This window comes from Pseudomonas sp. D1HM (assembly GCF_019266105.1).
In the GTDB taxonomy this organism is placed as follows: domain Bacteria; phylum Pseudomonadota; class Gammaproteobacteria; order Pseudomonadales; family Pseudomonadaceae; genus Aquipseudomonas; species Aquipseudomonas taetrolens.
On sequence record NZ_LRMN01000002.1, the window covers coordinates 446,995 to 469,337 of the forward strand.

The 22,343-nt window shown below is 56.7% G+C and carries 19 protein-coding genes; 9 read left to right on the forward strand and 10 right to left on the reverse strand.

Annotation, left to right across the window (positions count from 1 at the left end; all coding sequences use genetic code 11):
- Nucleotides 1-298: 298 nt before the first annotated feature.
- The 7 genes from AWM69_RS03040 to AWM69_RS03070 all read left to right on the forward strand — a co-directional run bounded on the left by AWM69_RS03040 (nucleotide 299) and on the right by AWM69_RS03070 (nucleotide 9,823).
- Complete coding sequence (locus AWM69_RS03040; RefSeq protein ID WP_218725731.1) at nucleotides 299-1,588, forward strand: MFS transporter; 1,290 nt, start codon at nucleotides 299-301, stop codon at nucleotides 1,586-1,588.
- Nucleotides 1,589-1,758: 170 nt separating this feature from the next.
- Nucleotides 1,759-2,763 (forward strand): phosphate ABC transporter substrate-binding protein PstS, encoded by a 1,005-nt coding sequence (locus AWM69_RS03045; protein ID WP_048381639.1) that lies wholly within the window; start codon nucleotides 1,759-1,761, stop codon nucleotides 2,761-2,763.
- Nucleotides 2,764-2,923: 160 nt separating this feature from the next.
- Nucleotides 2,924-5,209, forward strand: a complete 2,286-nt coding sequence (locus AWM69_RS03050) for an ABC transporter permease subunit (protein ID WP_218725732.1) — start codon at nucleotides 2,924-2,926, stop codon at nucleotides 5,207-5,209.
- A gap of 15 nt (nucleotides 5,210-5,224) precedes the next feature.
- Complete coding sequence (gene pstA, locus AWM69_RS03055; RefSeq protein WP_048381643.1) at nucleotides 5,225-6,895, forward strand: phosphate ABC transporter permease PstA; 1,671 nt, start codon at nucleotides 5,225-5,227, stop codon at nucleotides 6,893-6,895.
- A gap of 161 nt (nucleotides 6,896-7,056) precedes the next feature.
- Nucleotides 7,057-7,890: a phosphate ABC transporter ATP-binding protein PstB gene (gene pstB, locus AWM69_RS03060; RefSeq protein ID WP_048381645.1), complete on the forward strand. Its 834-nt coding sequence runs from the start codon at nucleotides 7,057-7,059 to the stop codon at nucleotides 7,888-7,890.
- A 110-nt stretch (nucleotides 7,891-8,000) separates the two neighbouring features.
- Nucleotides 8,001-8,762, forward strand: a complete 762-nt coding sequence (gene phoU, locus AWM69_RS03065) for a phosphate signaling complex protein PhoU (protein WP_218725733.1) — start codon at nucleotides 8,001-8,003, stop codon at nucleotides 8,760-8,762.
- Nucleotides 8,763-8,923: 161 nt separating this feature from the next.
- Nucleotides 8,924-9,823, forward strand: a complete 900-nt coding sequence (locus tag AWM69_RS03070) for a response regulator (RefSeq protein WP_218725734.1) — start codon at nucleotides 8,924-8,926, stop codon at nucleotides 9,821-9,823.
- A gap of 7 nt (nucleotides 9,824-9,830) precedes the next feature.
- Here the strand turns inward: AWM69_RS03070 and AWM69_RS03075 are convergent, their stop codons facing one another.
- The 10 genes from AWM69_RS03075 to AWM69_RS03120 form a co-directional block, all read right to left on the reverse strand.
- The gene (locus AWM69_RS03075) at nucleotides 9,831-11,792 is read right to left on the reverse strand and encodes a DUF4105 domain-containing protein (protein WP_218725735.1); all 1,962 of its coding nucleotides are present in this window, start codon (nucleotides 11,790-11,792) and stop codon (nucleotides 9,831-9,833) included.
- Nucleotides 11,789-12,109, reverse strand: a complete 321-nt coding sequence (locus AWM69_RS03080; protein ID WP_048381653.1) for a DUF2388 domain-containing protein — start codon at nucleotides 12,107-12,109, stop codon at nucleotides 11,789-11,791. Before AWM69_RS03080 ends, AWM69_RS03075 begins: the two co-directional genes overlap by 4 nt.
- 26 nt (nucleotides 12,110-12,135) lie before the next feature.
- Nucleotides 12,136-12,429 (reverse strand): DUF2388 domain-containing protein, encoded by a 294-nt coding sequence (locus tag AWM69_RS03085; protein WP_048381655.1) that lies wholly within the window; start codon nucleotides 12,427-12,429, stop codon nucleotides 12,136-12,138.
- A gap of 180 nt (nucleotides 12,430-12,609) precedes the next feature.
- Nucleotides 12,610-12,927, reverse strand: coding sequence for a DUF2388 domain-containing protein (locus AWM69_RS03090; RefSeq protein WP_218725736.1), 318 nt, complete (start codon nucleotides 12,925-12,927; stop codon nucleotides 12,610-12,612).
- A 302-nt stretch (nucleotides 12,928-13,229) separates the two neighbouring features.
- Nucleotides 13,230-13,445 carry a DUF1127 domain-containing protein gene (locus AWM69_RS03095; protein ID WP_048381660.1) on the reverse strand — a complete coding sequence of 72 codons (216 nt, stop codon included), beginning with the start codon at nucleotides 13,443-13,445 and terminating at the stop codon, nucleotides 13,230-13,232.
- A 317-nt stretch (nucleotides 13,446-13,762) separates the two neighbouring features.
- Complete coding sequence (locus AWM69_RS03100; protein WP_131654170.1) at nucleotides 13,763-15,253, reverse strand: acetyl-CoA hydrolase/transferase family protein; 1,491 nt, start codon at nucleotides 15,251-15,253, stop codon at nucleotides 13,763-13,765.
- Nucleotides 15,254-15,432: 179 nt separating this feature from the next.
- Nucleotides 15,433-16,869, reverse strand: coding sequence for an NAD(P)(+) transhydrogenase (Re/Si-specific) subunit beta (locus AWM69_RS03105; protein WP_048381663.1), 1,437 nt, complete (start codon nucleotides 16,867-16,869; stop codon nucleotides 15,433-15,435).
- On the reverse strand, nucleotides 16,866-17,189 hold the full coding sequence (locus tag AWM69_RS03110; protein WP_048381665.1) for an NAD(P) transhydrogenase subunit alpha: 324 nt from the start codon (nucleotides 17,187-17,189) through the stop codon (nucleotides 16,866-16,868). Before AWM69_RS03110 ends, AWM69_RS03105 begins: the two co-directional genes overlap by 4 nt.
- 11 nt (nucleotides 17,190-17,200) lie before the next feature.
- A complete protein-coding gene (locus AWM69_RS03115; RefSeq protein WP_131654169.1) occupies nucleotides 17,201-18,322 on the reverse strand; it encodes a Re/Si-specific NAD(P)(+) transhydrogenase subunit alpha in 1,122 nt (373 codons plus the stop codon).
- Between the two features lie 434 nt (nucleotides 18,323-18,756).
- Entirely contained in the window at nucleotides 18,757-19,653 is an 897-nt protein-coding gene (locus AWM69_RS03120) for a LysR family transcriptional regulator (protein ID WP_131654168.1), read from the reverse strand.
- Nucleotides 19,654-19,810: 157 nt separating this feature from the next.
- On the opposite strand from AWM69_RS03120, the gene AWM69_RS03125 reads away from it, so the two are divergent.
- Nucleotides 19,811-20,992 carry an acyl-CoA dehydrogenase gene (locus AWM69_RS03125; RefSeq protein WP_003438163.1) on the forward strand — a complete coding sequence of 394 codons (1,182 nt, stop codon included), beginning with the start codon at nucleotides 19,811-19,813 and terminating at the stop codon, nucleotides 20,990-20,992.
- A 14-nt stretch (nucleotides 20,993-21,006) separates the two neighbouring features.
- Nucleotides 21,007-22,227, forward strand: a complete 1,221-nt coding sequence (locus AWM69_RS03130) for a CaiB/BaiF CoA-transferase family protein (RefSeq protein ID WP_131654167.1) — start codon at nucleotides 21,007-21,009, stop codon at nucleotides 22,225-22,227.
- Nucleotides 22,228-22,343 lie beyond the last annotated feature (116 nt).

Below are 22,343 nucleotides of genomic sequence, written 5' to 3' on the forward strand. Positions count from 1 at the left end.
TCAGCCCGAACATACTACGTTCGTCACGTTCTTCATAAGCCGCGCCAAGAGTAACTCTGCGAAATCGGCTGGGACTCACCAGCGGGCGTTTTCGCACAGCAACCTTAAAAGCTTTCCTGCGGCCAGCGAGTATATCGGGCGACAGCGTAGCCGACGACCTTCAGATTCTGCTTTTTAAGTGGGGCATGCGTCTAGCTCTGTGCTTTTACAGGCAATTTGTTATCTTTCCATGTCTGCCCAGCATCTGCCGGCGTAGTTGCAACTTTTTCGCCGAATCTAATAAGAGAAGCAATTCCCCATGATCACAGAGTCTTCCAGCGCAGCACCGCCTGCGCGGCCGTTAACCCGTAACGACTATAAAACTTTGTCGCTGTCTGCCTTGGGCGGCGCGCTGGAGTTCTACGATTTCATTATTTTTGTGTTTTTCGCCACTGTGGTCGGCAAGCTGTTTTTCCCGGCGGACATGCCTGAGTGGCTACGACTAATGCAAACCTTCGGCATTTTTGCCGCAGGCTATCTTGCTCGGCCATTGGGCGGCATCGTGATGGCGCACTTCGGTGATCTGCTGGGGCGCAAAAAGATGTTCACTTTGAGCATCTTCATGATGGCTGTTCCTACCCTGATCATGGGCTTGTTGCCGACCTATGCGCAGATCGGCATGTGGGCGCCGATTCTTTTGCTGCTGATGCGTGTGATCCAGGGCGCGGCCATTGGCGGTGAAGTACCCGGGGCATGGGTATTCGTGGCTGAACACGTACCGGCTCGCCATGTGGGCTATGCCTGCGGCACGCTGACTTGCGGGCTGACCGCGGGTATCTTGCTGGGCTCGCTGGTGGCCACCGCCATCAACTCGATTTACACCCCGGTCGAAGTCTCTGATTACGCGTGGCGGATTCCTTTCTTGCTGGGCGGTGTATTCGGGCTGTTCTCGGTGTACCTGCGTCGCTGGTTGCACGAAACGCCGGTGTTTGCCGAGCTGCAACTGCGCAAGGCCCTGGCCGAAGAAGTCCCGCTCAAGACCGTATTGCGTGATCACCGTGGGGCGATTGTGATCTCGATGCTGCTGACCTGGTTACTGTCTGCCGGCATCATCGTGATCATTCTGATGACGCCGACTGTTCTGCAAACCGTGTACGGCTTTTCGGCTACTACCTCGCTGCAAGCCAACAGCCTGGCCATCGTCTTTTTGAGCCTGGGCTGTATTGCCTCAGGAGCGCTGGCAGACCGCTTTGGTGCGGGCAAGGTGTTTGTGGTGGGCTGCGCTGCATTGCTGGTGACCTCCTGGGTTTTCTATCACAGCTTGTTGCAGCATCCAGATTGGCTGTTTCCGTTGTACGCTTTGAGTGGTTTGTTTGTCGGAACCATCGGTGCTGTGCCGTATGTGATGGTCAAGGCCTTCCCGCCTGTCGTGCGTTTCAGTGGTCTGTCGTTCTCCTACAACCTGGCTTACGCCATCTTCGGTGGTCTGACGCCAATGGCTGTGACCATGCTGCTCAAAGAAAGCGCGATGGGGCCGGCGTATTACGTGGCCATCATTTGCACAATGGGTTTGCTGGTCGGCGCCTACCTGTGGAAAAAGGGCCGCTGATTAGACTCTGTTGCCAGTAACCCATCTCGACCCCCTTCTCTTTAAAGGCCAGTCATTCGCTCCCGGATGCTGGCCTTTCATCTAATTGTCACAATCGGTTCATAGAGTAGTCACATGGCCTGCAGATACTGGCCCCCGATTCATCTAACCCCGTTTGCTAGGAGTAAGGCATGAAACTGAAGCGTGTGATGGCGGCTCTGACTTTTGTCGCCGCAGGCGTTGCGACTGCTAACGCAGTTGCCGCTGGTGTTGACCCGGCTATTCAGCCCTACGTGAAAACAACCGGCGTGTCGGGCAACCTGTCCAGCGTTGGTTCCGACACCCTGGCGAACCTGATGACGCTGTGGGCTGAGGCGTATAAAAAAGAATATCCGAACGTAAACATTCAGATTCAAGCTGCCGGCTCTTCGACAGCACCACCTGCGATCACTGAAGGCACCGCTAACCTGGGCCCGATGAGCCGCAAGATGAAAGACAACGAACTGGCTGCTTTCGAGCAGAAGTACGGCTACAAGCCTACCGCCATCCCGGTAGCGGTTGATGCCCTGGCCGTGTTCGTACACAAGGACAACCCGATCAAGCACATGACCATGGAACAGGTCGATGCGGTTTTCTCTTCGACGCGCCTGTGCGGCGGCAAGAGCGATGTGAAAACCTGGGGTGACCTGGGTGTGACCGGCGATCTGGCCAACAAGCCGGTGCAGCTGTTCGGTCGTAACTCGGTGTCTGGCACCTACGGTTACTTCAAGGAAGAAGCCCTGTGCAAAGGTGACTTCAAGCCGAACGTAAACGAACAGCCAGGCTCGGCCTCGGTGGTTCAGTCCATCAGCAGCTCGCTGAACGGTATTGGCTATTCGGGCATTGGCTATAAAACCGCCAGTGTGAAAACCGTACCGCTGGCCAAAAAAGGCAGCACCGAGTTTGTTGAAGACACCGAAGAAAACGCACTGAACGGCAAATACCCGCTGTCGCGTTTCCTCTACGTGTATGTGAACAAGGCGCCGAACAAGCCGTTGAACCCGCTGGAAGCCGAGTTCATCAAGCTGGTGCTGTCCAAGCAAGGTCAGGAAGTGGTTGTGAAAGACGGCTACATTCCGCTGCCGGCCAAAGTGGCTGCCAAAGCCCTGGCTGATCTGGGCTTGAAAGAAGGCGGCGCAGACGTCGCCAAGAAGTAACGCCTTCACTCCGGGATTGATTTGCGGAGTGGTGCAGGAGCGAGTTATTCGCTCCTGCACGCCCTTATTTTCCACCCCGCTCCCAGCACCACTGGGCGGCGGCTTTTCTGCGTCACTGCTTTGTCATCTTTTTGTCATACAGGATCGCTAGGGTGTGCGCATGAATGATCTGGCCAACTCTCCAATGACTACGACATCCGCTCCCAAGCGCATTGATTTCAATACGCCTGAATTACAACGCAAGCGTCGCATTCGCGCGCTCAAGGATCACCTGACCCGCTGGTATGTATTTATCGGCGGTCTTGCCGTGCTCGGCGCGATCACCCTGATTTTCTTCTTCCTCGGTTACGTCGTGTTCCCGCTGTTCCAGGGTGCCGACCTGAATGCCAAGCAGGCGTTAACGCCGGTCTGGATGCAGGATGCGGGCAAGCCGCTGATGATCTCCGTCGAGGAGCAGAATCAGGTCGGTATGCGGGTATCGGACAAAGGGATGGTGCTGTTCTTCAACGTGAAGGATGGCGAGGAGCTTTCGCGGGTTAACTTGCCGCTGCCAGCCGACACCCAAGTCACCTCGCTGGGTGAAGACCAGCCCGGCAATCCTGTAGTGGTGGTGGGCCTGTCCAACGGCCAGGCCCTGGTGTTCCGCCATACCTATAAAGTCAGCTATCCGGAGGGTAAAAAAACCATCTCTCCAGCCATCGAATATCCCTACGGTGAAACGCCGATCGTCCTCGACCCGCAAGGTCGTTCACTGGATCACGTGAACCTCAGTGTGAACGATTCGACGCTGGTGCTGGCGGGCTCGACCGGTGCGCAATTGCACGTGCTGTCGTTGACCAGCGAAGAGAACATGATGACCGGCGAGGTCACAAACTCTGAGACCCGTATCGACCTGCCGCAGATGACCGAACAGGTCAAAGAACTGTTTATCGATCCACGCCAGCAATGGTTGTATGTCATCAACGGTCGCGCTCAGGCCGACGTCTTCAGCCTGCGCGACAAAAGCCTCAACGGGCGCTACAAGCTGGCTGACGATGCCACCACCGAAATCACTGCCAGCGCGCAGTTGGTGGGCGGGATTTCGCTGATCTTCGGCAACTCGAACGGTGGATTGAGCCAGTGGTTCATGGCCCGTGACCCGGATGGCGAGCAGCGCTTTAAACACATTCGCAGCTTCCAGATGGGCACCACGCCTATTGTTGAAATCACCGCAGAACAACGTCGCAAAGGCTTCCTGGCCCTGGATGCTGCCGGTGAGATCGGCGTGTTCCACAGCACGGCGCATCGCACCCTGCTGGTTGAGAAAGTTGCAGAAGGCCCGGGCGTCATGGCGTTGTCACCACGTGCCAACCGCGTCATCGTCGAAGAGGGTGGCAAGCTGCTGCCGCTGACCTTGAAGAACCCGCACCCGGAAGTGTCCTGGAGCGCGTTGTGGAGCAAGGTCTGGTACGAGAACTACGACGAGCCCAAGTACGTTTGGCAATCGACCGCGGCCAACACCGACTTCGAACCCAAGATGAGCCTCGCGCCCTTGACCTTCGGCACGCTGAAGGCGGCGTTCTACGCCATGTTGCTGGCGGCCCCGCTGGCAGTTGCCGCTGCTATCTACACGGCTTACTTCATGGCCCCGAGCCTGCGCCGCAAGGTCAAGCCGGTTATCGAACTGATGGAAGCAATGCCGACCGTGATTCTGGGCTTCTTCGCCGGCCTGTTTCTGGCGCCGTATGTCGAAGGCCATTTGCCGGGGATTTTCAGTCTGCTGATGTTGATGCCGATCGGTATTTTGGTGGCGGGCTTCACCTGGAGCCGTTTGCCTGAGTCGATCCGTCTGCGTGTGCCGGACGGCTGGGAAAGCCTGATTCTGATTCCAGTGATTCTGTTTATTGGCTGGTTGTCGCTGTACATGAGCCCCTTCATGGAAGCCTGGTTCTTCGGCGGTGATATGCGCCTGTGGATCTCACACGACCTGGGCATCACCTACGACCAGCGCAACGCCTTGGTAGTGGGATTGGCAATGGGCTTTGCGGTTATTCCGAACATCTACTCGATTGCCGAGGATGCGGTGTTCAGCGTGCCTCGCGGTCTGACTCTGGGTTCGCTGGCACTGGGTGCAACACCTTGGCAGACCATGACCCGTGTGGTGATCCTGACGGCCAGCCCGGGGATTTTCTCGGCGCTGATGATCGGCATGGGGCGCGCGGTGGGTGAAACCATGATCGTGCTCATGGCTACCGGCAACACGCCGGTCATGGAAATGAACCTGTTCGAAGGCCTGCGCACCTTGGCGGCGAACGTGGCCGTGGAGATGCCTGAATCGGAAGTTGGCGGCAGTCATTACCGCGTCCTGTTCCTCTCCGCATTGGTACTGCTGCTGTTTACCTTTGTCATGAACACGCTCGCCGAGCTGATCCGTCAGCGTCTGCGCAAGAAATATTCGTCGCTTTAAGGAAGGTAGAAGTCTGTGAAACAGAATTCCCTCAAAGGTTGGTTCAAGAGCGGCGCTCCGGGTGTCTGGATCAGCGGTGGTGCAGTTTCCATCGCGGTCATCATGACGATCGGTTTGCTGTCAGTGATCGCGGTGCGCGGCCTGGGCCACTTCTGGCCGGCTGATCTGGTGCACGCTCAGTACGGTGTGCCGGGTGATGCCAATCACGTGGTGATTGGCGAAGTGGTGCAAAAGGAAGAAGTGCCTCGCGAACGCCTGAAAAGTGCAGGCTTGCCGGTGCCTGAGCAAGGCCCGGAATTCATGACCCGTGAACTGATCAAGGTCGGCAACCGCGACCTGAACGGCAACGACTTCTCGTGGGTAGTGGGTGAGTGGCTGACGGACCAGACCACGCCACCGGAGCTGATGGCGATTGAGCGCCGCGAGTGGGGTAACTTTTACGGTTACCTGGTCAATGTCAAAGAAAACGGCAAAGTCGTCGCTGAAGGTGCTGCTGCCTGGCCAGAGCTGCAAGCCCGGGTTAAACGGGTCAATGATCTGGCAGCGCAACTCAGCCAGCTCGAAAAGAAAGACATTGGTGCCATCAACTACGGTCTTGAGCGCATTCGCTTACAGGGTCGCAAGCTGGAGCTGGCAGGTGAACTGGATGCTGCCGCCCAGGCTGACATGGAAGTTGAGCGGGCCGAGTTGAACGCACGCTACAAGGCTATCGAGGATCGCTTGAGTGAACTGCACGCACAGTTCAACCGCGACAGCCTCACGGCCCGTGATGCCAACGGTAAAGAGCTGGAAATCAGCATCGGCAAGGTGGTCAAGGCCTACCAGCCGAACGCGATGAACAGCTGGCAAAAACTGGGTATGTATTTCAGTAACATCTGGGAGTTCCTCAGCCAGGATCCGCGTGAAGCCAACACCGAAGGCGGGATCTTCCCGGCGATTTTCGGCACGGTGATGATGACCCTGATCATGGCTATTATCGTGACGCCGTTTGGTGTACTCGCAGCGGTGTACCTGCGTGAATATGCCAAGCAAAACACCCTGACCCGTGTGATCCGTATCGCGGTCAACAACCTGGCGGGTGTCCCGGCAATTGTTTACGGCGTATTTGGTCTCGGCTTCTTTGTGTATGTGCTGGGTGGCTCGGTAGACCGGTTGTTCTTCGCTGAAGCCTTGCCCGCACCGACCTTTGGTACGCCGGGCCTGATGTGGGCTTCGCTGACCCTGGCGCTGCTGGCTGTGCCGGTGGTGATCGTGGCAACTGAAGAAGGGCTGGCGCGAATCCCGCGTACCGTCCGCGAAGGTTCGCTGGCGCTGGGGGCAACCAAATCTGAAACGCTGTGGAAGATTGTGCTGCCGATGGCCAGTCCGGCCATGATGACCGGCATGATTCTCGCCGTTGCCCGTGCCGCGGGTGAAGTGGCACCGCTGATGCTGGTGGGTGTGGTCAAGCTGGCGCCATCGCTGCCGCTGGATGGAAACTACCCTTACTTGCACCTTGATCAGAAGATCATGCACTTGGGCTTCCATATTTATGACGTCGGTTTCCAGAGCCCGAACGTCGAAGCCGCACGACCGTTGGTATATGCCACCGCGTTGTTGCTGGTCCTGGTGATTGCGACCCTTAACTTGTCGGCGGTATGGATCCGTAACCACCTGCGCGAGAAGTACAAGGCGCTGGAAAGCTAATAACGAAATACCTGTAGGAGCGAGCTTGCTCGCGAAGGCATCGGTAGGGTTTCAAGGTGGGACCGAGGTGTCTGGCTCGCGAGCACGTTCACTCCTGCAGAAGATGAAAAACCCGGTCAGATCCAACGACCGATACGAATTTTTAGCGTATGGAGCAACCCATGCAGCATGAATCCTCCTCCCACGGCATCAACATGTCGGCCTTGGGTCGCAGCAAGCAGAGCTTGAACCTGGCTGATGAAGCCGTCGCCATCGAAGTGCCGGGCCTGAACCTTTACTACGGCGACAAGCAGGCCCTGTTCGACGTCAGCCTGAATATCCCGAAACAACGGGTAACGGCGTTTATCGGGCCATCGGGTTGCGGTAAATCCACCCTGCTGCGCACTTTCAATCGCATGAATGACCTGGTGGATGGCTGCCGTGTAGAAGGCGAGATCAACCTGTACGGCAACAACATCTACCGCAAGGGCGAAGACGTGGCTGAGCTGCGTCGCCGAGTGGGCATGGTGTTCCAGAAGCCAAACCCGTTCCCCAAGACCATCTATGAAAACGTGGTCTACGGCCTGCGGATTCAAGGCATCAATAAAAAACGCATCCTCGACGAAGCGGTCGAATGGGCTCTCAAGGGGGCCGCGTTGTGGGAGGAGGTCAAGGACCGCCTGCACGATTCGGCACTGGGCCTGTCCGGTGGTCAGCAACAGCGTCTGGTGATTGCCCGGACCATTGCCGTTGAGCCTGAGGTGTTGCTGCTCGATGAACCATGTTCGGCACTCGACCCGATCTCGACGCTGAAGGTTGAAGAGCTGATTTACGAGCTCAAGTCCAAGTTCACCATCGTCATCGTGACTCACAACATGCAACAGGCGGCGCGAGTTTCCGACTACACCGCGTTTATGTACATGGGCAAAATGGTTGAGTACGGCGACACTGATACCTTGTTCACCAACCCGGCCAAAAAACAGACCGAAGACTACATCACCGGTCGATATGGCTAGTTGGCAGCCGCCAGTTTTCAGCTTCGGCGGCAAGTAAGGCAGTTTGGCGTAACGACACAATCAGCTTGCAGCTTTTGGCTTGCAGCTCACAGCTTTTGCGGAGCAAAACCATGATTTCAAAGGATGGCCTCACCCATCACATTTCCGCGCAGTTCAACGCGGAACTCGAAGACGTGCGCAGCCACTTGCTGGCGATGGGCGGCCTGGTCGAGAAACAGGTCAACGATGCGGTGACGGCGTTGATCGAGGCCGACTCCGGGTTGGCTCAGCAAGTGCGCGAGATCGATGACCAGATCAATCAAATGGAGCGCAACATCGACGAAGAATGCCTGCGCATTCTGGCCCGTCGTCAGCCTGCGGCCTCTGACCTGCGTCTGATCATCAGCATTTCCAAGTCGGTGATTGACCTTGAGCGTATTGGCGACGAGGCCACCAAAATTGCCCGTCGGGCGATTCAGCTCTGCGAAGAAGGTGAGGCGCCGCGGGGTTACGTTGAGGTGCGCCACATTGGCGACCAGGTGCGCAACATGGTGCGCGATGCACTGGACGCGTTTGCCCGTTTCGATGCCGACCTGGCTCTGTCGGTGGCGCAATACGACAAAATCATCGACCGCGAATACAAGACCGCTCTGCGCGAGCTGGCCACGTACATGATGGAAGATCCGCGTTCGATCACCCGTGTGTTGAGCATCATCTGGGTACTGCGTTCACTGGAGCGCATCGGTGACCACGCACGCAATATCTCGGAGTTGGTGATTTATCTGGTGCGCGGCACTGACGTGAGGCACATGGGCCTCAAGCGCATGCGCGAAGAAGTTGAAGGAACAGGCGGTGATAAGGCTAATGTTGAGCCTCGGTCTGACGATAAGTAAGACTGCCTGAGACAAAAAACGCCCGGCTCCTGCCGGGCGTTTTGGTTTTCAGCGTTCACATTCTGGTGCTCTGCGGACGTTAATGCAGTCGGGGTGCCCATCGGTCTTGGCACATGGCCACTATTTGGCGCATGGTTGTCAGGATTTTAAAGGAGCGGTCGATGAGCAAGGTCAGTGTGCTGGTGGTGGATGATGCGTCGTTTATTCGCGATCTGATTAAAAATTGCCTGCGTAACTATTTTCCGGGCATCAGGATCGAAGACGCGGTCAACGGTCGCAAAGCGCAGTCCCTGCTGATCCGCGAATCGTTCGACCTGGTGCTGTGCGATTGGGAAATGCCCGAGATGTCAGGTCTTGAACTCCTGACCTGGTGCCGTGAACAGGATCATCTGCAAACGCTGCCATTCATCATGGTGACTAGCCGCGGTGACAAAGAGAATGTGGTGCAGGCGATACAGGCCGGTGTTTCGGACTTTGTCAGCAAACCCTTCACCAACGAACAGCTACTCACCAAAGTGAAGAAGGCCTTTACCAAAGCCGGCCTGCTGAGTGCGGTGATGGCGAGTGCACCGTCCCGGGTCAACTCGGCCTTTGGTAACGACTCGCTGAATGCATTGACGGGGGGCAAGGCGCAGGTTGTTGCCTCTGCCTCTGCCTCTGCCTCTGCGCCGGTCCCGGAGCCAGTAGCTCGCCAGGCATCGGCTCCGGTTACCCCCGCGCTGACAAACCGCAGCCAGGGGCAACTGCGGTTGCCCAATGGTATCCAGCTGTGTGTGATCAAGGCGCTGAGCCTTAAGGAGGCGCTGCTGGTGGTACGTCGCGGGGATGTGTTGCCTCAGGTGCTGGACAGCGCGGTACTGGACCTTGAGCAAGGCGAGAAGGCGGAAGTGGCGCGTTTGAATGGCTACTTGCATGCCATCGTGGCGTACGAGCCCAAACCGGACAGCGACTGGCTGCAACTCACCTTTCGTTTCGTCGATCAGGATGCCGAGAAAATGAACTACCTCTCACGGCTGATCGCCCACGGCACAGCGCAGAAGCACTTTGTGCCGGGGGCGTAACGCCTTGCTACGGCAGCTGTAACCCGCCTGCCGCTTTGTGGAGCGCCCGCAGGTGTTCGCCGATCTGCTTGGTGTTGGCTTCAGTGGCGGCGATCTCTGCAGCGCGGGCGGGTTCCAAGAGGGTACGTACTTCTTTGTCCAGGTCACCGGTCAGGCGTAGTAGCTGCTGCTGGCGCTGACTGCTTTCTGACTCGAGCAAGGCCCATTCCTTGGCCTGTGGCAAGCCGTAGCCGCTGCTGCCCAGCAATTCGGCCGGGCGGCTGAGGTAACCGCTGCTGGCGAGAATTTCCTGAAGGGTTTTGTTGGCTTTATCCATGCCCCCATCCTTGAGCCCGCGGGCGCCCAGATACTTCTGCTTGACCTCATCCTGAGCCAATAGCAGCTGTCGGCGAAAACTGGCCTGCTCCAACAACAGCAGAGCGGCGCTGGTGCGCAGGTCGGCTTTTTCAAACCACGGGCGGCGCTCGTCAGCGTTCAGGGCCATCCAGTCTTCGACCGAGGTTTGCTTGATTGGCAAACGGGTTTTCAGGACATCGAACATGGCCTGATAGCGATCTCGGTACGAATCAAAGCGATAGCCCAGACGCAGTGCCTCGCGGGGATCATCCAGCACACGGGTATCTGCCAGATTGCGCGCTTTGAGCACCTCCAGCAAACCATTGGGGACGATACTGTCCAGGCCCTTGAGTTGGCTGTTGTCACTGCCGCTGCGCAGCAGTTTCAAGGTCTCCACGGCGCAGTTATTGGACACGAAGTAATAATCACCGTCGTAGCTCCAATGCATCTCTGCCGCGTGTTCAACCACTTCTTCTATTTCCGGGCGGTTCAGTTTGAGCGGTACCGACGCCAGGCTGCGCAGTTCGGTTTTGGTGTATTCGTCGATCACCTGCGCCAATGGCAATACAAACAGGCGCGAAGGATAGGCCCCGGTCAGGCCATCCCAGCTGGAGAGCTGTACATCATTGACGAACGCCCGATAGGACAGCACCAGGTGCTCTTGCAGATCGAGGCGGCAGTCGGGGCCGCGTGGTCGCCCTGGTGCGCAGATGACCAGGCGCAGCATGCTGTGACCCCAGCGACTGGCCCACTCCTGGTTAGCCTCCGCCAACAGGTAATCAACGGCATACACCCGTTCCGGGTCGACGGTGCCCAGCGGTTGTTTGGCGAAGTCGTTGCCGGCATTTAAAAAGGCGAAGCCTTTAGGGCATTCGTCTTTGGCCGCGGGAGCCCAACCGAAGTGTTGCTGGTAGTAGCGGTACAGCGCCGGACGGCGGCAGGCGTAAGCGGGGTCGAGGAGGAAGTACTCCATGTTGACCGCGACAAACTCCTTGGGACTGCTGACTTCGTATAGATCCGGGCTACGTACGACCTGATGGTTGTCTTGCTCGCGCTCACCCCGGCGGCCCACATATTGCTGCCAGCCCGCGAGGTCGAGCAGGCGCGGGTCGTCACTGAGGGTAAAACGACGATCGGTCTGGCCCCGGCATTGATCCGGCAGACCAATAATCCCTGCACTGCCAGCTTGCCGGGTACAGCGCTGGATCAGCGTACGCTGTGCGGCTGGCCAGAGGCGGGCGCGGTCGTAGAGATGGGTGAGCTCATGCAACACCGTGGCAAGCATTTCACGCCGTACTGTGCCGTGAGGGCGTTGGGTCTGCTGGGTGGCAGCAGACCCATCGACCAGCCCGGCCAGCAATTTGCGATTGAGGTCCAGTTCTGAGGTCAGCGATGCTTGCCCATAGGCATTGCCAGGCATGTCATCCGTCCAGCCGACCAGAATCTGGCGATCCAGTTGCTCAATAAAGCGCGGTGGCAAACGCTGCATGGCTTCGTCCAGCAGGGCTTGGCTGGCCTGTTGTTCAGCCGGACTCAGACCTTCGGTCTTGAGTTGCAGGTGCAGCGCGGCCTGGGCACTGTTGCCGATCAGCAGCAGGCCACAGGCTGCAAGCCAGCAAGTTAACCGCCTCACAGAGCGAGGATGGCTTCGGCGAGGTCTTGATCACTGGCATTGCGGGCTTCAGGTACGCGGTCACGCAGGGTGCTGAAAGCCGATTCCAGCTGCACGCCACGAATGTTGCCTTGGCTGGCGACAAATGTAGCGGCGTCATCGTGGGCTTCACGTACCACTTTTGAATCGCGTATGGAGGTGGTGGTGTCTGAAGTGAAATCGATGGTGCGGCCAAAAGCCCGGACAATGATGTTACTGGTCTGCACGACAGTTTGTGCCTGCGCTACATCGGCGAGCAGAAACAGGCCAAGGGTGGCGACAATCAAAGGGCTACGCATGAAACATCTCCAGATAACGCGGGTATTTATTGGACGAGAATTGCTTGTGCCAGTTCAAGATCGTTGGCACTGATTTTTGGCTGGGACTGGCGCAGGTAGCGCAAGGCAGACTCCAGCTGCGCTCCTCGTAGTTGTCCATCGCTGGCAACGAAGGCTGCGGCGTCATCCTGGGCGGCAAGTATCAGTTTGTGATCGAAAGGCGCGGATGTCACTTTACTGGTGACGTAACCGCTGATCACTACATTTTGCGTGGTCATATCGAAGGCGTTTGCTGTGTGTGTCCAGCAGAGGGCAAGTAGAGCTAAAGAGAAAAAACGCATGGGTCTCGTGAGCTGATGAGCGAGGCCCAAGGCTAGCGCAATGCCCGGGGCAGAGCCAGCGCGGGGTGATGCATGACGCCTGCAGGAGGGCGCTTGCTCGCGATAGCATCACAGCGCCTCTGCAGAGACGCCGCGTCGTTGCATCGTGATCAGGCTTGCCCTGCAGGCGAGCGATGTACGTTAGATAGTCAGGATGGCCTGGGCCAGTTGAGTATCGGTAGCTTGCAGCGCGGGTGCTTGTTGGCGGATGGCTTCGAATGCACTTTCGAGTTTCACGCCACGAATGGCACCTTCACTGGCAACAAAGCTGGCGGCGTCGTCACGTGCGGCACGCACGATTTTGTTGTCACGAAACGAACCGGTCGCATCGGATGTCAGGTCAGACGTTGCTTTAAGGGAGCCTACCAGAGAGTCGGTGGTAACGATAAAGCTTGAAGCATTAGCGCTCGCAGCAAGCGTCAACAAGGCAGCAGCAGTGAGTAGGCGAATTGTGGACATGGTGTTACTCCAGGGCATGAGCTATTACAAAATAGACGGTTATGGTGTGAATAGTAGGCGCAGACCACGTATGGCGCATAGGCTGTTTTTGCAGCTTGCTACGCTGCACTGCTCTAGATCAGGGCTTTACGAAACTGTACTGGCTATATTCTTATATTTTAACAACTGTACCTGTCAGCTGTCTCTCTTCAAAAAACAGGCTTATAAACGACAAAACCCGTCAACGGCTGACCGTGACGGGTTTTGTTTTTTCAATTCAGGGTGCTGGCGATGGACCGATGGTCAGGGCCAGCGAGCGCTCTTTAGCGCCAGAACGGCTTGCTCAGCTCTTCGTAACGCTGTGCTTCGCTAATCCCGGCATCAGCCAGAAGACGCGAATCCAGTCGAGCCAATTGATGGCGGCTGGAGATACGGCGCTGCCACAACATAAGGTTGGCAAGTACGCGCAAAGGCATGGCAGCCTGGTTTTTTACAGTGTTGCTTTCGCTGAACAGTTCGGAACTGAGTGTACGTTCCATGACGGCATCCTTCCGCTTGTGGCGGCATTGGCTAGTGGTTTAACTGATGCCAATGATCCTCCTCTTTGTCCAGGGTCTCTAGATACAGTTCACCTGTATTGCGCTGGGCCAGTTAACTGTTTATTAGTGCTGTACGGCCATAAATGAGCACAACTGTACCTGTAAGCCCCAATGTGGTGCATTTTTGATCGGAATTGCGGGTTTGACGGTGAAAACAGGCTGAAAATGACCAGTACAGCAGTACAGTTTTTGAAACTCAGGGCGAAAAAAAACCGCCGATGAAATGAAATTTCAGCGGCGGCTGTCTAGTCCGCGTGTTACGGCAGCATCTTCCCGGTTTCTTCCAGGTTGATATGCCAGCTCAGGGCCTCGCGCAGGATATGCGGTGTATGACCGCCAATTGCGCAAGCAGCGGCGAAGTACTCGTTCAGCGCCTCACGGAAGTCCGGATGGACGCAGTTGTCGATGATGACGCGTGCGCGCTCACGCGGGGCCAGGCCGCGCAGGTCGGCCAGTCCTTGCTCTGTGACGAGAATGTCGACGTCGTGCTCTGTGTGGTCGACGTGACTGACCATAGGAACAACGCTGGAGATTGCCCCAGCCTTGGCAATGGACTTGGTCACAAAGATCGCCAAGTGAGCGTTTCGCGCGAAGTCCCCCGAGCCGCCGATGCCGTTCATCATCCGCGTGCCGCAGACATGAGTGGAGTTGACGTTGCCGTAGATGTCGAATTCCAGTGCGGTATTGATACCGATGATGCCCAGGCGACGAACCACTTCCGGGTGATTTGAGATCTCTTGGGGACGCAGTACCAGTTTGTCTTTATAGCGTTCCAGGTTACCGAACACGTCCGCATTGCGGCGGCTGGACAAGGTGATGGAGCTCCCTGAGGCGAAACTCATCTTGCCCGCGTCGATCAGGTCGAAGGTTGAGTCCTGCAGTACCTCGGAGTACATGGTCAGGTCTTCGAACGGTGAGTCGATCAGACCACACATCACCGCGTTAGCGATGTTTCCGATACCGGCTTGCAGCGGGCCGAGCTTGTTGGTCATGCGCCCAGCGTCCACTTCCTGCTTGAGGAAGTTGATCAGGTGGAAGGCAATGCCTTGGGTTTCGCTGTCGGGCTCGAGCACCGTGGACGGCGAATCCGGTTTGTTGGTGATGACAATCGCGACGATTTTTTCGGCCGGGATCGGAATCGCGGTGCTGCCAATGCGGTCATCGACCTTGGTCAGCGGAATCGGTGTACGGGTCGGACGGTAGGTCGGGATATAAATATCGTGCAGACCTTCCAGGTTCGGATTGTGCGCCAGGTTGATTTCGACGATGACCTGTTTGGCGAAGATCGCAAAGCTGGCGGAGTTACCTACGGAGGTCGTTGGAACAATATGACCTTGCTCGGTAATGGCAACGGCTTCGATAACGGCAATGTCCGGCAGTTTGAGCTGATTGTTACGCAGTTGCTCAACGGTTTCGGACAAGTGTTGATCGATAAACATTACCTCGCCGGCATTGATTGCCTTGCGCAGGGTGCTGTCGACCTGAAAGGGCATGCGACGAGCGAGTACACCGGCTTCGGTCAATTGCTTGTCGAGGTCGTTGCCCAGGCTGGCGCCGGTCATCAGGGTGATTTTGAGCGGTGACAACTTGGCGCGCTCGGCCAATGCTTGTGGGACTGCCTTGGCTTCGCCGGCACGGGTAAAACCGCTCATGCCGACGGTCATGCCGTCCTGGATAAGGGCGGCGGCTTCTTCGGCGCTCATGACCTTATCGTGTAGGGAAGTCAGGCGAATACGTTCACGGTACATGGATTGTTATCTCGGGCAACGGAAGCAAGAGGCGCAGTCTATTCATTTTCACAGCCTTACGTCCCGCTACCATGGTCGAATGCCAGACGGCGATTTAGAGCCATTGGTCGGGATCTCTAGAAATAGAAAACCCCGGCCAATCCAGCGCCGGGGTTTGAGTGTTGCTGGGGGCGGGGATGTTACTCGACCGCTTTCACCATATCTTCAATAACTTTCTTGGCGTCGCCGAAAACCATCATGGTTTTATCCAGATAGAACAACTCGTTATCCAGGCCGGCATAACCGCTGGCCATCGAACGCTTATTCACGATGACAGTTTTGGCTTTATAGGCTTCCAGAATCGGCATGCCGGCAATCGGCGATTTCGGATCGTTCTTGGCTGCCGGGTTGACCACGTCGTTGGCGCCAAGCACCAGTACGACGTCGGCCTGGCCAAACTCGGAGTTGATGTCTTCCATCTCGAACACCTGGTCGTAAGGCACTTCGGCCTCGGCCAGCAAGACGTTCATGTGACCTGGCATCCGGCCTGCAACCGGGTGAATCGCGTACTTCACGGTCACGCCGCGGTGAGTCAGCTTTTCGGTCAGCTCTTTCAGGGCGTGTTGTGCCCGTGCCACGGCCAGGCCATAACCTGGAACGATGATCACGGTGTCGGCGTTGGTCAGCAGGAAGGTGGCGTCATCGGCTGAGCCAGACTTCACCGGGCGCGCTTCTTTCGAGCCGGCAGGCCCGTCCGACTCGACTGCGCCGCCGAAACCGCCAAGAATCACGTTGAAGAACGAGCGGTTCATTGCCTTGCACATGATGTACGAAAGAATCGCACCCGAAGAACCTACCAGCGATCCGGCAATAATCAGCATTGAGTTGTTCAGCGAAAAGCCAATGCCAGCCGCCGCCCAGCCCGAGTAGCTGTTCAGCATCGAAACCACGACCGGCATGTCGGCGCCGCCAATCGGGATGATGATCAGTACCCCCAAAACGAACGCCAAAGCCAGCATCAGTGCAAAGGCATTGAGGTTGCCGGTCAGCATAAAGGTGATGCCAAGGCCCAGCGTGGTCAGGCCCAGTACCAGGTTCAGCTTGTGTTGGCCGCTGAACTGTACGGGTGCACCCTGGAACAGGCGGAACTTGTATTTGCCCGAGAGCTTGCCAAAGGCAATCACCGAGCCGGAGAACGTGATGGCGCCAATGGCTGCACCCAGGAACAACTCCAGACGGTTACCGGCAGGGATGGCCTCGCCCAGATGTTTGACGATGCCCAGCGATTGCGGTTCAACCACGGCAGCGATCGCAATAAATACCGCCGCAAGGCCGATCATGCTGTGCATGAAGGCGACCAGCTCAGGCATTTTTGTCATTTCGACGCGTTTGGCCATGATAGAGCCAGCGGTACCGCCGACCAGCAGGCCAACAATCACATAGCCGATGCCAGCCGTAGCGATCTCTGCGCCCAGCTTGTAGATCAAGCCGACGGTGGTAATGATCGCCAGACCCATGCCGAGCATGCCGAACAGATTGCCCCGGCGTGATGTAGTGGGGTGCGACAGGCCTTTAAGGGCTTGAATGAAGCAGATCGATGCAACCAGATACAGAACGGTGACCAGGTTCATGCTCATGACTTGCGCACCTCTTCTTTGGCTTTAGGTGCTTTTTTCTTGAACATTTCCAGCATGCGCCGGGTGACCAAAAATCCACCAAATACGTTGACGGCGGCCAGCGCGACCGCGAGGGTACCCATGGTTTTACCCAGCGGGGTGACGGTCAGGGCTGCAGCGAGCATGGCGCCCACGATTACAATTGCGGAAATGGCGTTGGTTACGGCCATCAAAGGGGTATGCAAGGCAGGTGTAACGTTCCAGACCACGTGATAACCGACATATATAGCCAGTACAAAGATGATCAAGTTGTAGATGCCGGGGGAGATCAGCTCTTCCATTGTTTTTATCCTCAGCCGTTTTTGCGCACGACTTGACCGTCGCGGCACATCAGGCACGCGGCGACGATATCGTCTTCAAGGTTGATCTGGAATTGACCTTCAGGGGTGAAGACCAGTTTGAGGAAGTCCAGCAGGTTACGGGCGTAAAGCGCAGAAGCATCTGCTGCCACCAGGGCGGCCAGGTTGGTGTGCCCAACGATGGTTACGCCGTGCTCAATGACAACCTGATCGGCCACGGTCAAGGGGCAGTTGCCGCCCTGGGCTGCGGCCAGATCGATAACTACCGAGCCGGGCTTCATCTGTGCCACGGTTTCGGCGCTCAGCAGCACAGGGGCTTTACGGCCCGGGATCAGTGCAGTGGTAATGACGATATCAGCCTGTTTGGCGCGCTCATGAACGGCCAGCGCCTGGCGTTGCATCCAGCTGGCGGGCATTGGACGTGCATAACCGCCAACGCCAACCGCACACTCGCGTTCTTCGTCGGTTTCATACGGCACGTCGACAAATTTGGCGCCCAGGGATTCGATCTGCTCTTTAACGGCAGGGCGCACATCGGAAGCCTCGATGACTGCTCCCAGGCGTTTGGCCGTGGCGATGGCCTGCAATCCGGCAACACCTGCGCCCAGGATCAGCACGCGAGCGGCTTTTACCGTACCGGCAGCGGTCATCAGCATCGGCATAAAGCGTGGATAGTGATGGGCGGCGAGCAGGACGGCTTTATAGCCGGCAATGTTGGCTTGAGATGACAGCACATCAAGACTTTGTGCGCGAGAGGTGCGCGGGGCCGCTTCGAGAGAGAACGCCGTGATCCCGCGTTCAGCCAGCTTGGCAATGGTTTCATTGCTGAACGGGTTAAGCATGCCAACCAGCACGGTACCGCTGCTGATCAAGGCCAACTCGCTGTCATTGGGGGCTACAACCTTGAGAATCAGTTCGGCGCCGAAGGCATCGCTGACGCTCCCAATGTTTGCCCCTGCTGCTTCATAAGCACTGTCAGTGACGCTGGCATTAATACCTGCGCCGGTTTGAACAGTCACTTTATGGCCTTGGCCGATCAGCTTCTTGATGGTTTCCGGGGTAGCAGCGACCCGGGTTTCACCCGTATGGGTTTCGAGAGGAACACCAATGTGCACGTCATATCTCCTGCGTGATCTTTTATAAGAAAGCCAGCGCACTACGGATGGTGCGACTGGGGCGGCCGATCAGCACGACCCCACCAAAATCTGGGTGGGGCGCCGCATAATGCAGGCGATTTTTTAGGCCTTCAAGAACTTATGGAGGGTGACGGAATTTTAACTACAAGTCATGCAGTGACCGAATGTCGCAACGACAGGCTGCAGGCCTTTATTGACGTGGCCTGTAGCGTTTTGTTGTGGTTTTTAAAGTTTTCTCACATTTCTTTTGGTTATCGCTGCATAACTTTCAGAAATACCCTGCAGGCCGCGTGGTTACTGGCTTTAAGGTTTGTCTAGTTAGACATAAGTAAGGACTGCTTAAAAGCGACATTTACGTATATATGTAGTGTGTTTTGTAGTAACTACATAACCCTTCCGGACGATGCGGGACTTCAGCTCAGGCTGTAGCACTGGGCCTGATCGATCAGCCAGTCGCGAAAGGCCTTGAGTGAAGCAGACTCAATTTTGCGCTCTGGAATCATCAGGTAGTAAGCCTTGGCACTCGGCAAAGTGCAGGGGTTGGCGACCACCAGTCGTTTCTCGGACAGTTCTCGCTGGATCAGAAAAGGTGGAATGAGCGCCACGCCCATTTCGTGCATGGCGGCTTGGGCGAGCATCGAGAACAGTTCGTAGCGAGGACCTGTCAGGTCTCGTGGCACGTTCAAGCCTTGTGCGTTAAACCATTGTCGCCACGCGTAGGGGCGGGTGGTTTGCTGCAACAGTGGCAGCTCGGAGAGGGCTTGAGGGCTGAGGCTCTGGTTTGGGCCCAGTAGCGATGGGCTGCATACAGGGACCGGGTTTTCTCCCATCAGGCGATACGACGCTGTACCGGACCAGTCGGCATCGCCGAAGTAGATGGCGGCATCAAAATCGGTGTCAGCAAACAGGAACGGGCGCGTACGGTTTGTCAGGTTAACGGTGACGTCCGGATGTTGTTGCTGGAAGTCCTTGAGTCTTGGAAGCAGCCATTGCGTACCAAAGGTGGGTACGACGGCCAGCTCAATGACATTGGCACCCTGTTGGCCCATGACGGACAGCGTGTCCCGTTCCACTGCATCGAGTTGGGTCGCAATTCGACGGCTGTAAGAAAGGCCTGCTTCAGTCAGTTTCACGCCGCGCTTGGAGCGTCTGAAGAGCTCTACGCTCAGGAAATCTTCCAGGCTAGCAATTTGTCGGCAAATAGCGCCTTGCGTGAGGGAAAGCTCCTCTGCCGCTTTGGTAAAGCTTTCATGGCGTGCGGCAGCTTCAAAACTGATCAGGGCTGTTGTGCTGGGTATTTTGCGGCGCATGTACAGCTTCCTCACTAAAGATCATCAAAGATGGCTTTTTTGGGTGCTACGGAGTGAGAAATTATCACAAGAGCGTGCTGAATCCTCGTTTGTCCTTATATAGAAGGCGGCCTAGGATCGGCTTACGACATTTGATCTATTTCTTGAGGGTTCACTCATGGCGGGTAAAGCAAGCTTCAACTGGATTGATCCATTGCTGCTGGATCAGCAACTGACTGAAGAAGAGCGCATGGTGCGCGACAGTGCTGAGCAGTTTGCCCAGGATAAGCTGGCGCCACGTGTACTTGAAGCTTTCCGCAATGAGAAGACTGACCCTGCGATTTTTCGCGAAATGGGTGAGACCGGGTTGCTGGGTGCAATGATTCCTGAGCAATACGGTGGTAGCGGCCTTAACTACGTCAGTTATGGACTTATTGCCCGTGAAGTGGAGCGGGTGGACTCTGGTTATCGCTCAATGATGAGCGTGCAGTCGTCCTTGGTGATGGTGCCGATCAATGAGTTCGGGACTGAGGCGCAAAAACAGAAGTATCTGCCCAAGCTGGCCTCCGGCGAATGGATTGGTTGCTTTGGCCTGACTGAGCCCAATCATGGCTCTGACCCGGGTGCGATGATCACTCGTGCTCGGTCCGTCGATGGCGGTTATAGCCTGACGGGCAGCAAGATGTGGATCACCAATAGCCCTATCGCTGATGTCTTTGTAGTGTGGGCGAAGGATGACGAGGGTGACATTCGTGGGTTTGTGCTTGAAAAGGGCTGGAAAGGCCTGAGCACTCCGGCGATTCACGGCAAGGTCGGTTTGCGTGCATCGATTACTGGCGAAATCGTCATGGATAACGTCTTTGTGCCGCAGGAAAACATCTTTCCTGATGTGCGCGGCTTAAAAGGCCCTTTCACCTGTCTCAACTCCGCGCGCTATGGCATCTCTTGGGGTGCGCTGGGGGCTGCTGAGTTCTGCTGGCACACTGCTCGCCAATACACGCTGGACCGTCATCAGTTCGGTCGGCCTTTGGCTGCGACGCAGCTGATTCAGAAGAAACTGGCTGACATGCAGACCGAAATTACGCTGGCGCTGCAAGGTTGCCTGCGTTTGGGTCGAATGAAGGATGAAGGAACTGCAGCTGTTGAGATTACCTCGATCATGAAGCGCAACTCGTGCGGTAAATCGCTGGATATCGCGCGTATGGCTCGCGACATGCTGGGCGGTAATGGCATTTCAGATGAGTTCGGAGTGGCGCGGCACTTGGTCAACCTTGAAGTGGTGAATACCTATGAAGGAACGCATGACGTGCATGCCTTGATTCTTGGGCGTGCACAAACCGGTCTTCAGGCGTTCTATTAATAGGAGTTCGCCTCATGGGTGCTTTATCGCATTTGCGGGTGTTGGATTTGTCGCGGGTATTGGCCGGCCCATGGGCGGGCCAGATCCTGGCGGACCTCGGGGCTGAAGTCATCAAGGTAGAGCGTCCGGGTAATGGGGATGACACTCGAGCCTGGGGGCCGCCTTTTCTTGCAAATGCCCGTGGCGAGAGTACCGGTGAGGCGGCTTACTACTTGTCGGCCAATCGCAACAAGCAATCGGTGACCATTGACTTCACCAAGCCTGAAGGGCAGCGACTGGTGCGTGAGCTGGCAGCGAAGTCCGACATCCTCATTGAGAACTTCAAGGTCGGGGGCTTGAAGGCTTACGGATTGGACTATGCGTCGCTCAAGGAGCTGAACCCTGAGTTGATCTACTGCTCGATCACAGGATTTGGTCAGACGGGCCCTTATGCCAAGAGGGCGGGCTATGACTTCATGATTCAGGGATTGGGCGGTCTGATGAGCTTGACCGGTCGTCCTGAAGGAGAGGAGGGGGCGGGGCCGGTCAAGGTTGGGGTTGCGCTGACGGACATTCTGACCGGGCTTTACTCGACCGTAGCGATTCTTGCTGCCCTTGCTCACCGTCAGCATGATGGTGGTGGGCAGCACATTGATATGGCATTGCTGGATGTGCAGGTGGCATGCCTGGCCAATCAGGCAATGAACTACCTGACAACAGGCGTGCCTTCGCAGCGTTTGGGTAATGCCCACCCGAACATCGTTCCGTACCAGGATTTCCCAACGGCGGATGGTGACTTCATCCTTACTGTGGGTAATGACAGTCAATTCCGTAAGTTCGCAGAGGTGGCAGGCCGACCTGAGTGGGGGGATGACCCTCGGTTTGTGAGTAACAAGCAGCGGGTGGCCAACCGCGCGGTGCTGGTGCCGTTGATACGGCAGGCGACTGTCTTCAAAACGACCGCTGAGTGGGTGGCGCAATTGGAGGCGGTCGGTGTGCCATGCGGGCCGATCAATGATTTGGCGCAGGTGTTTGCCGATCCTCAGGTACAGGCGCGGGGCCTGGCCATAGAGATGCCGCATGCGCTGGCGGGAATGGTGCCGCAGGTAGCAAGTCCGATTCGGTTGTCGAGTACGCCGGTGGAATACCGCAATGCGCCTCCATTACTGGGTGAGCACACTCAGGAGGTGCTGGAGCGGGTACTGGGGCTACGGTCTGGCGCTATTGAGGCTTTGCGTCAGTCGGGGGTTCTGTAGGCACCTATATAGAGGGGGCGTTAGCCCCCTCTATATAGGTGGTTTTGGATTAATTGATAGAGTCACTCAATTAGGGCTTGACTCGGAATCTTAACCGCCTATAATTCGCCCCACTT

Coding starts and splice junctions, on each gene's coding strand:
- AWM69_RS03040 (WP_218725731.1), top strand. CDS start 299: ATGATCACAGAGTCTTCCAGCGCAGCACCGCCTGCGCGGCCGTTAACC.
- AWM69_RS03045 (WP_048381639.1), top strand. CDS start 1,759: ATGAAACTGAAGCGTGTGATGGCGGCTCTGACTTTTGTCGCCGCAGGC.
- AWM69_RS03050 (WP_218725732.1), top strand. CDS start 2,924: ATGAATGATCTGGCCAACTCTCCAATGACTACGACATCCGCTCCCAAG.
- pstB (WP_048381645.1), top strand. CDS start 7,057: ATGCAGCATGAATCCTCCTCCCACGGCATCAACATGTCGGCCTTGGGT.
- phoU (WP_218725733.1), top strand. CDS start 8,001: ATGATTTCAAAGGATGGCCTCACCCATCACATTTCCGCGCAGTTCAAC.
- AWM69_RS03070 (WP_218725734.1), top strand. CDS start 8,924: ATGAGCAAGGTCAGTGTGCTGGTGGTGGATGATGCGTCGTTTATTCGC.
- AWM69_RS03080 (WP_048381653.1), bottom strand. CDS start 12,109: ATGCGTAGCCCTTTGATTGTCGCCACCCTTGGCCTGTTTCTGCTCGCC.
- AWM69_RS03085 (WP_048381655.1), bottom strand. CDS start 12,429: ATGCGTTTTTTCTCTTTAGCTCTACTTGCCCTCTGCTGGACACACACA.
- AWM69_RS03090 (WP_218725736.1), bottom strand. CDS start 12,927: ATGTCCACAATTCGCCTACTCACTGCTGCTGCCTTGTTGACGCTTGCT.
- AWM69_RS03095 (WP_048381660.1), bottom strand. CDS start 13,445: ATGGAACGTACACTCAGTTCCGAACTGTTCAGCGAAAGCAACACTGTA.
- AWM69_RS03100 (WP_131654170.1), bottom strand. CDS start 15,253: ATGTACCGTGAACGTATTCGCCTGACTTCCCTACACGATAAGGTCATG.
- AWM69_RS03105 (WP_048381663.1), bottom strand. CDS start 16,869: ATGAGCATGAACCTGGTCACCGTTCTGTATCTGGTTGCATCGATCTGC.
- AWM69_RS03110 (WP_048381665.1), bottom strand. CDS start 17,189: ATGGAAGAGCTGATCTCCCCCGGCATCTACAACTTGATCATCTTTGTA.
- AWM69_RS03120 (WP_131654168.1), bottom strand. CDS start 19,653: ATGCGCCGCAAAATACCCAGCACAACAGCCCTGATCAGTTTTGAAGCT.
- AWM69_RS03125 (WP_003438163.1), top strand. CDS start 19,811: ATGGCGGGTAAAGCAAGCTTCAACTGGATTGATCCATTGCTGCTGGAT.
- AWM69_RS03130 (WP_131654167.1), top strand. CDS start 21,007: ATGGGTGCTTTATCGCATTTGCGGGTGTTGGATTTGTCGCGGGTATTG.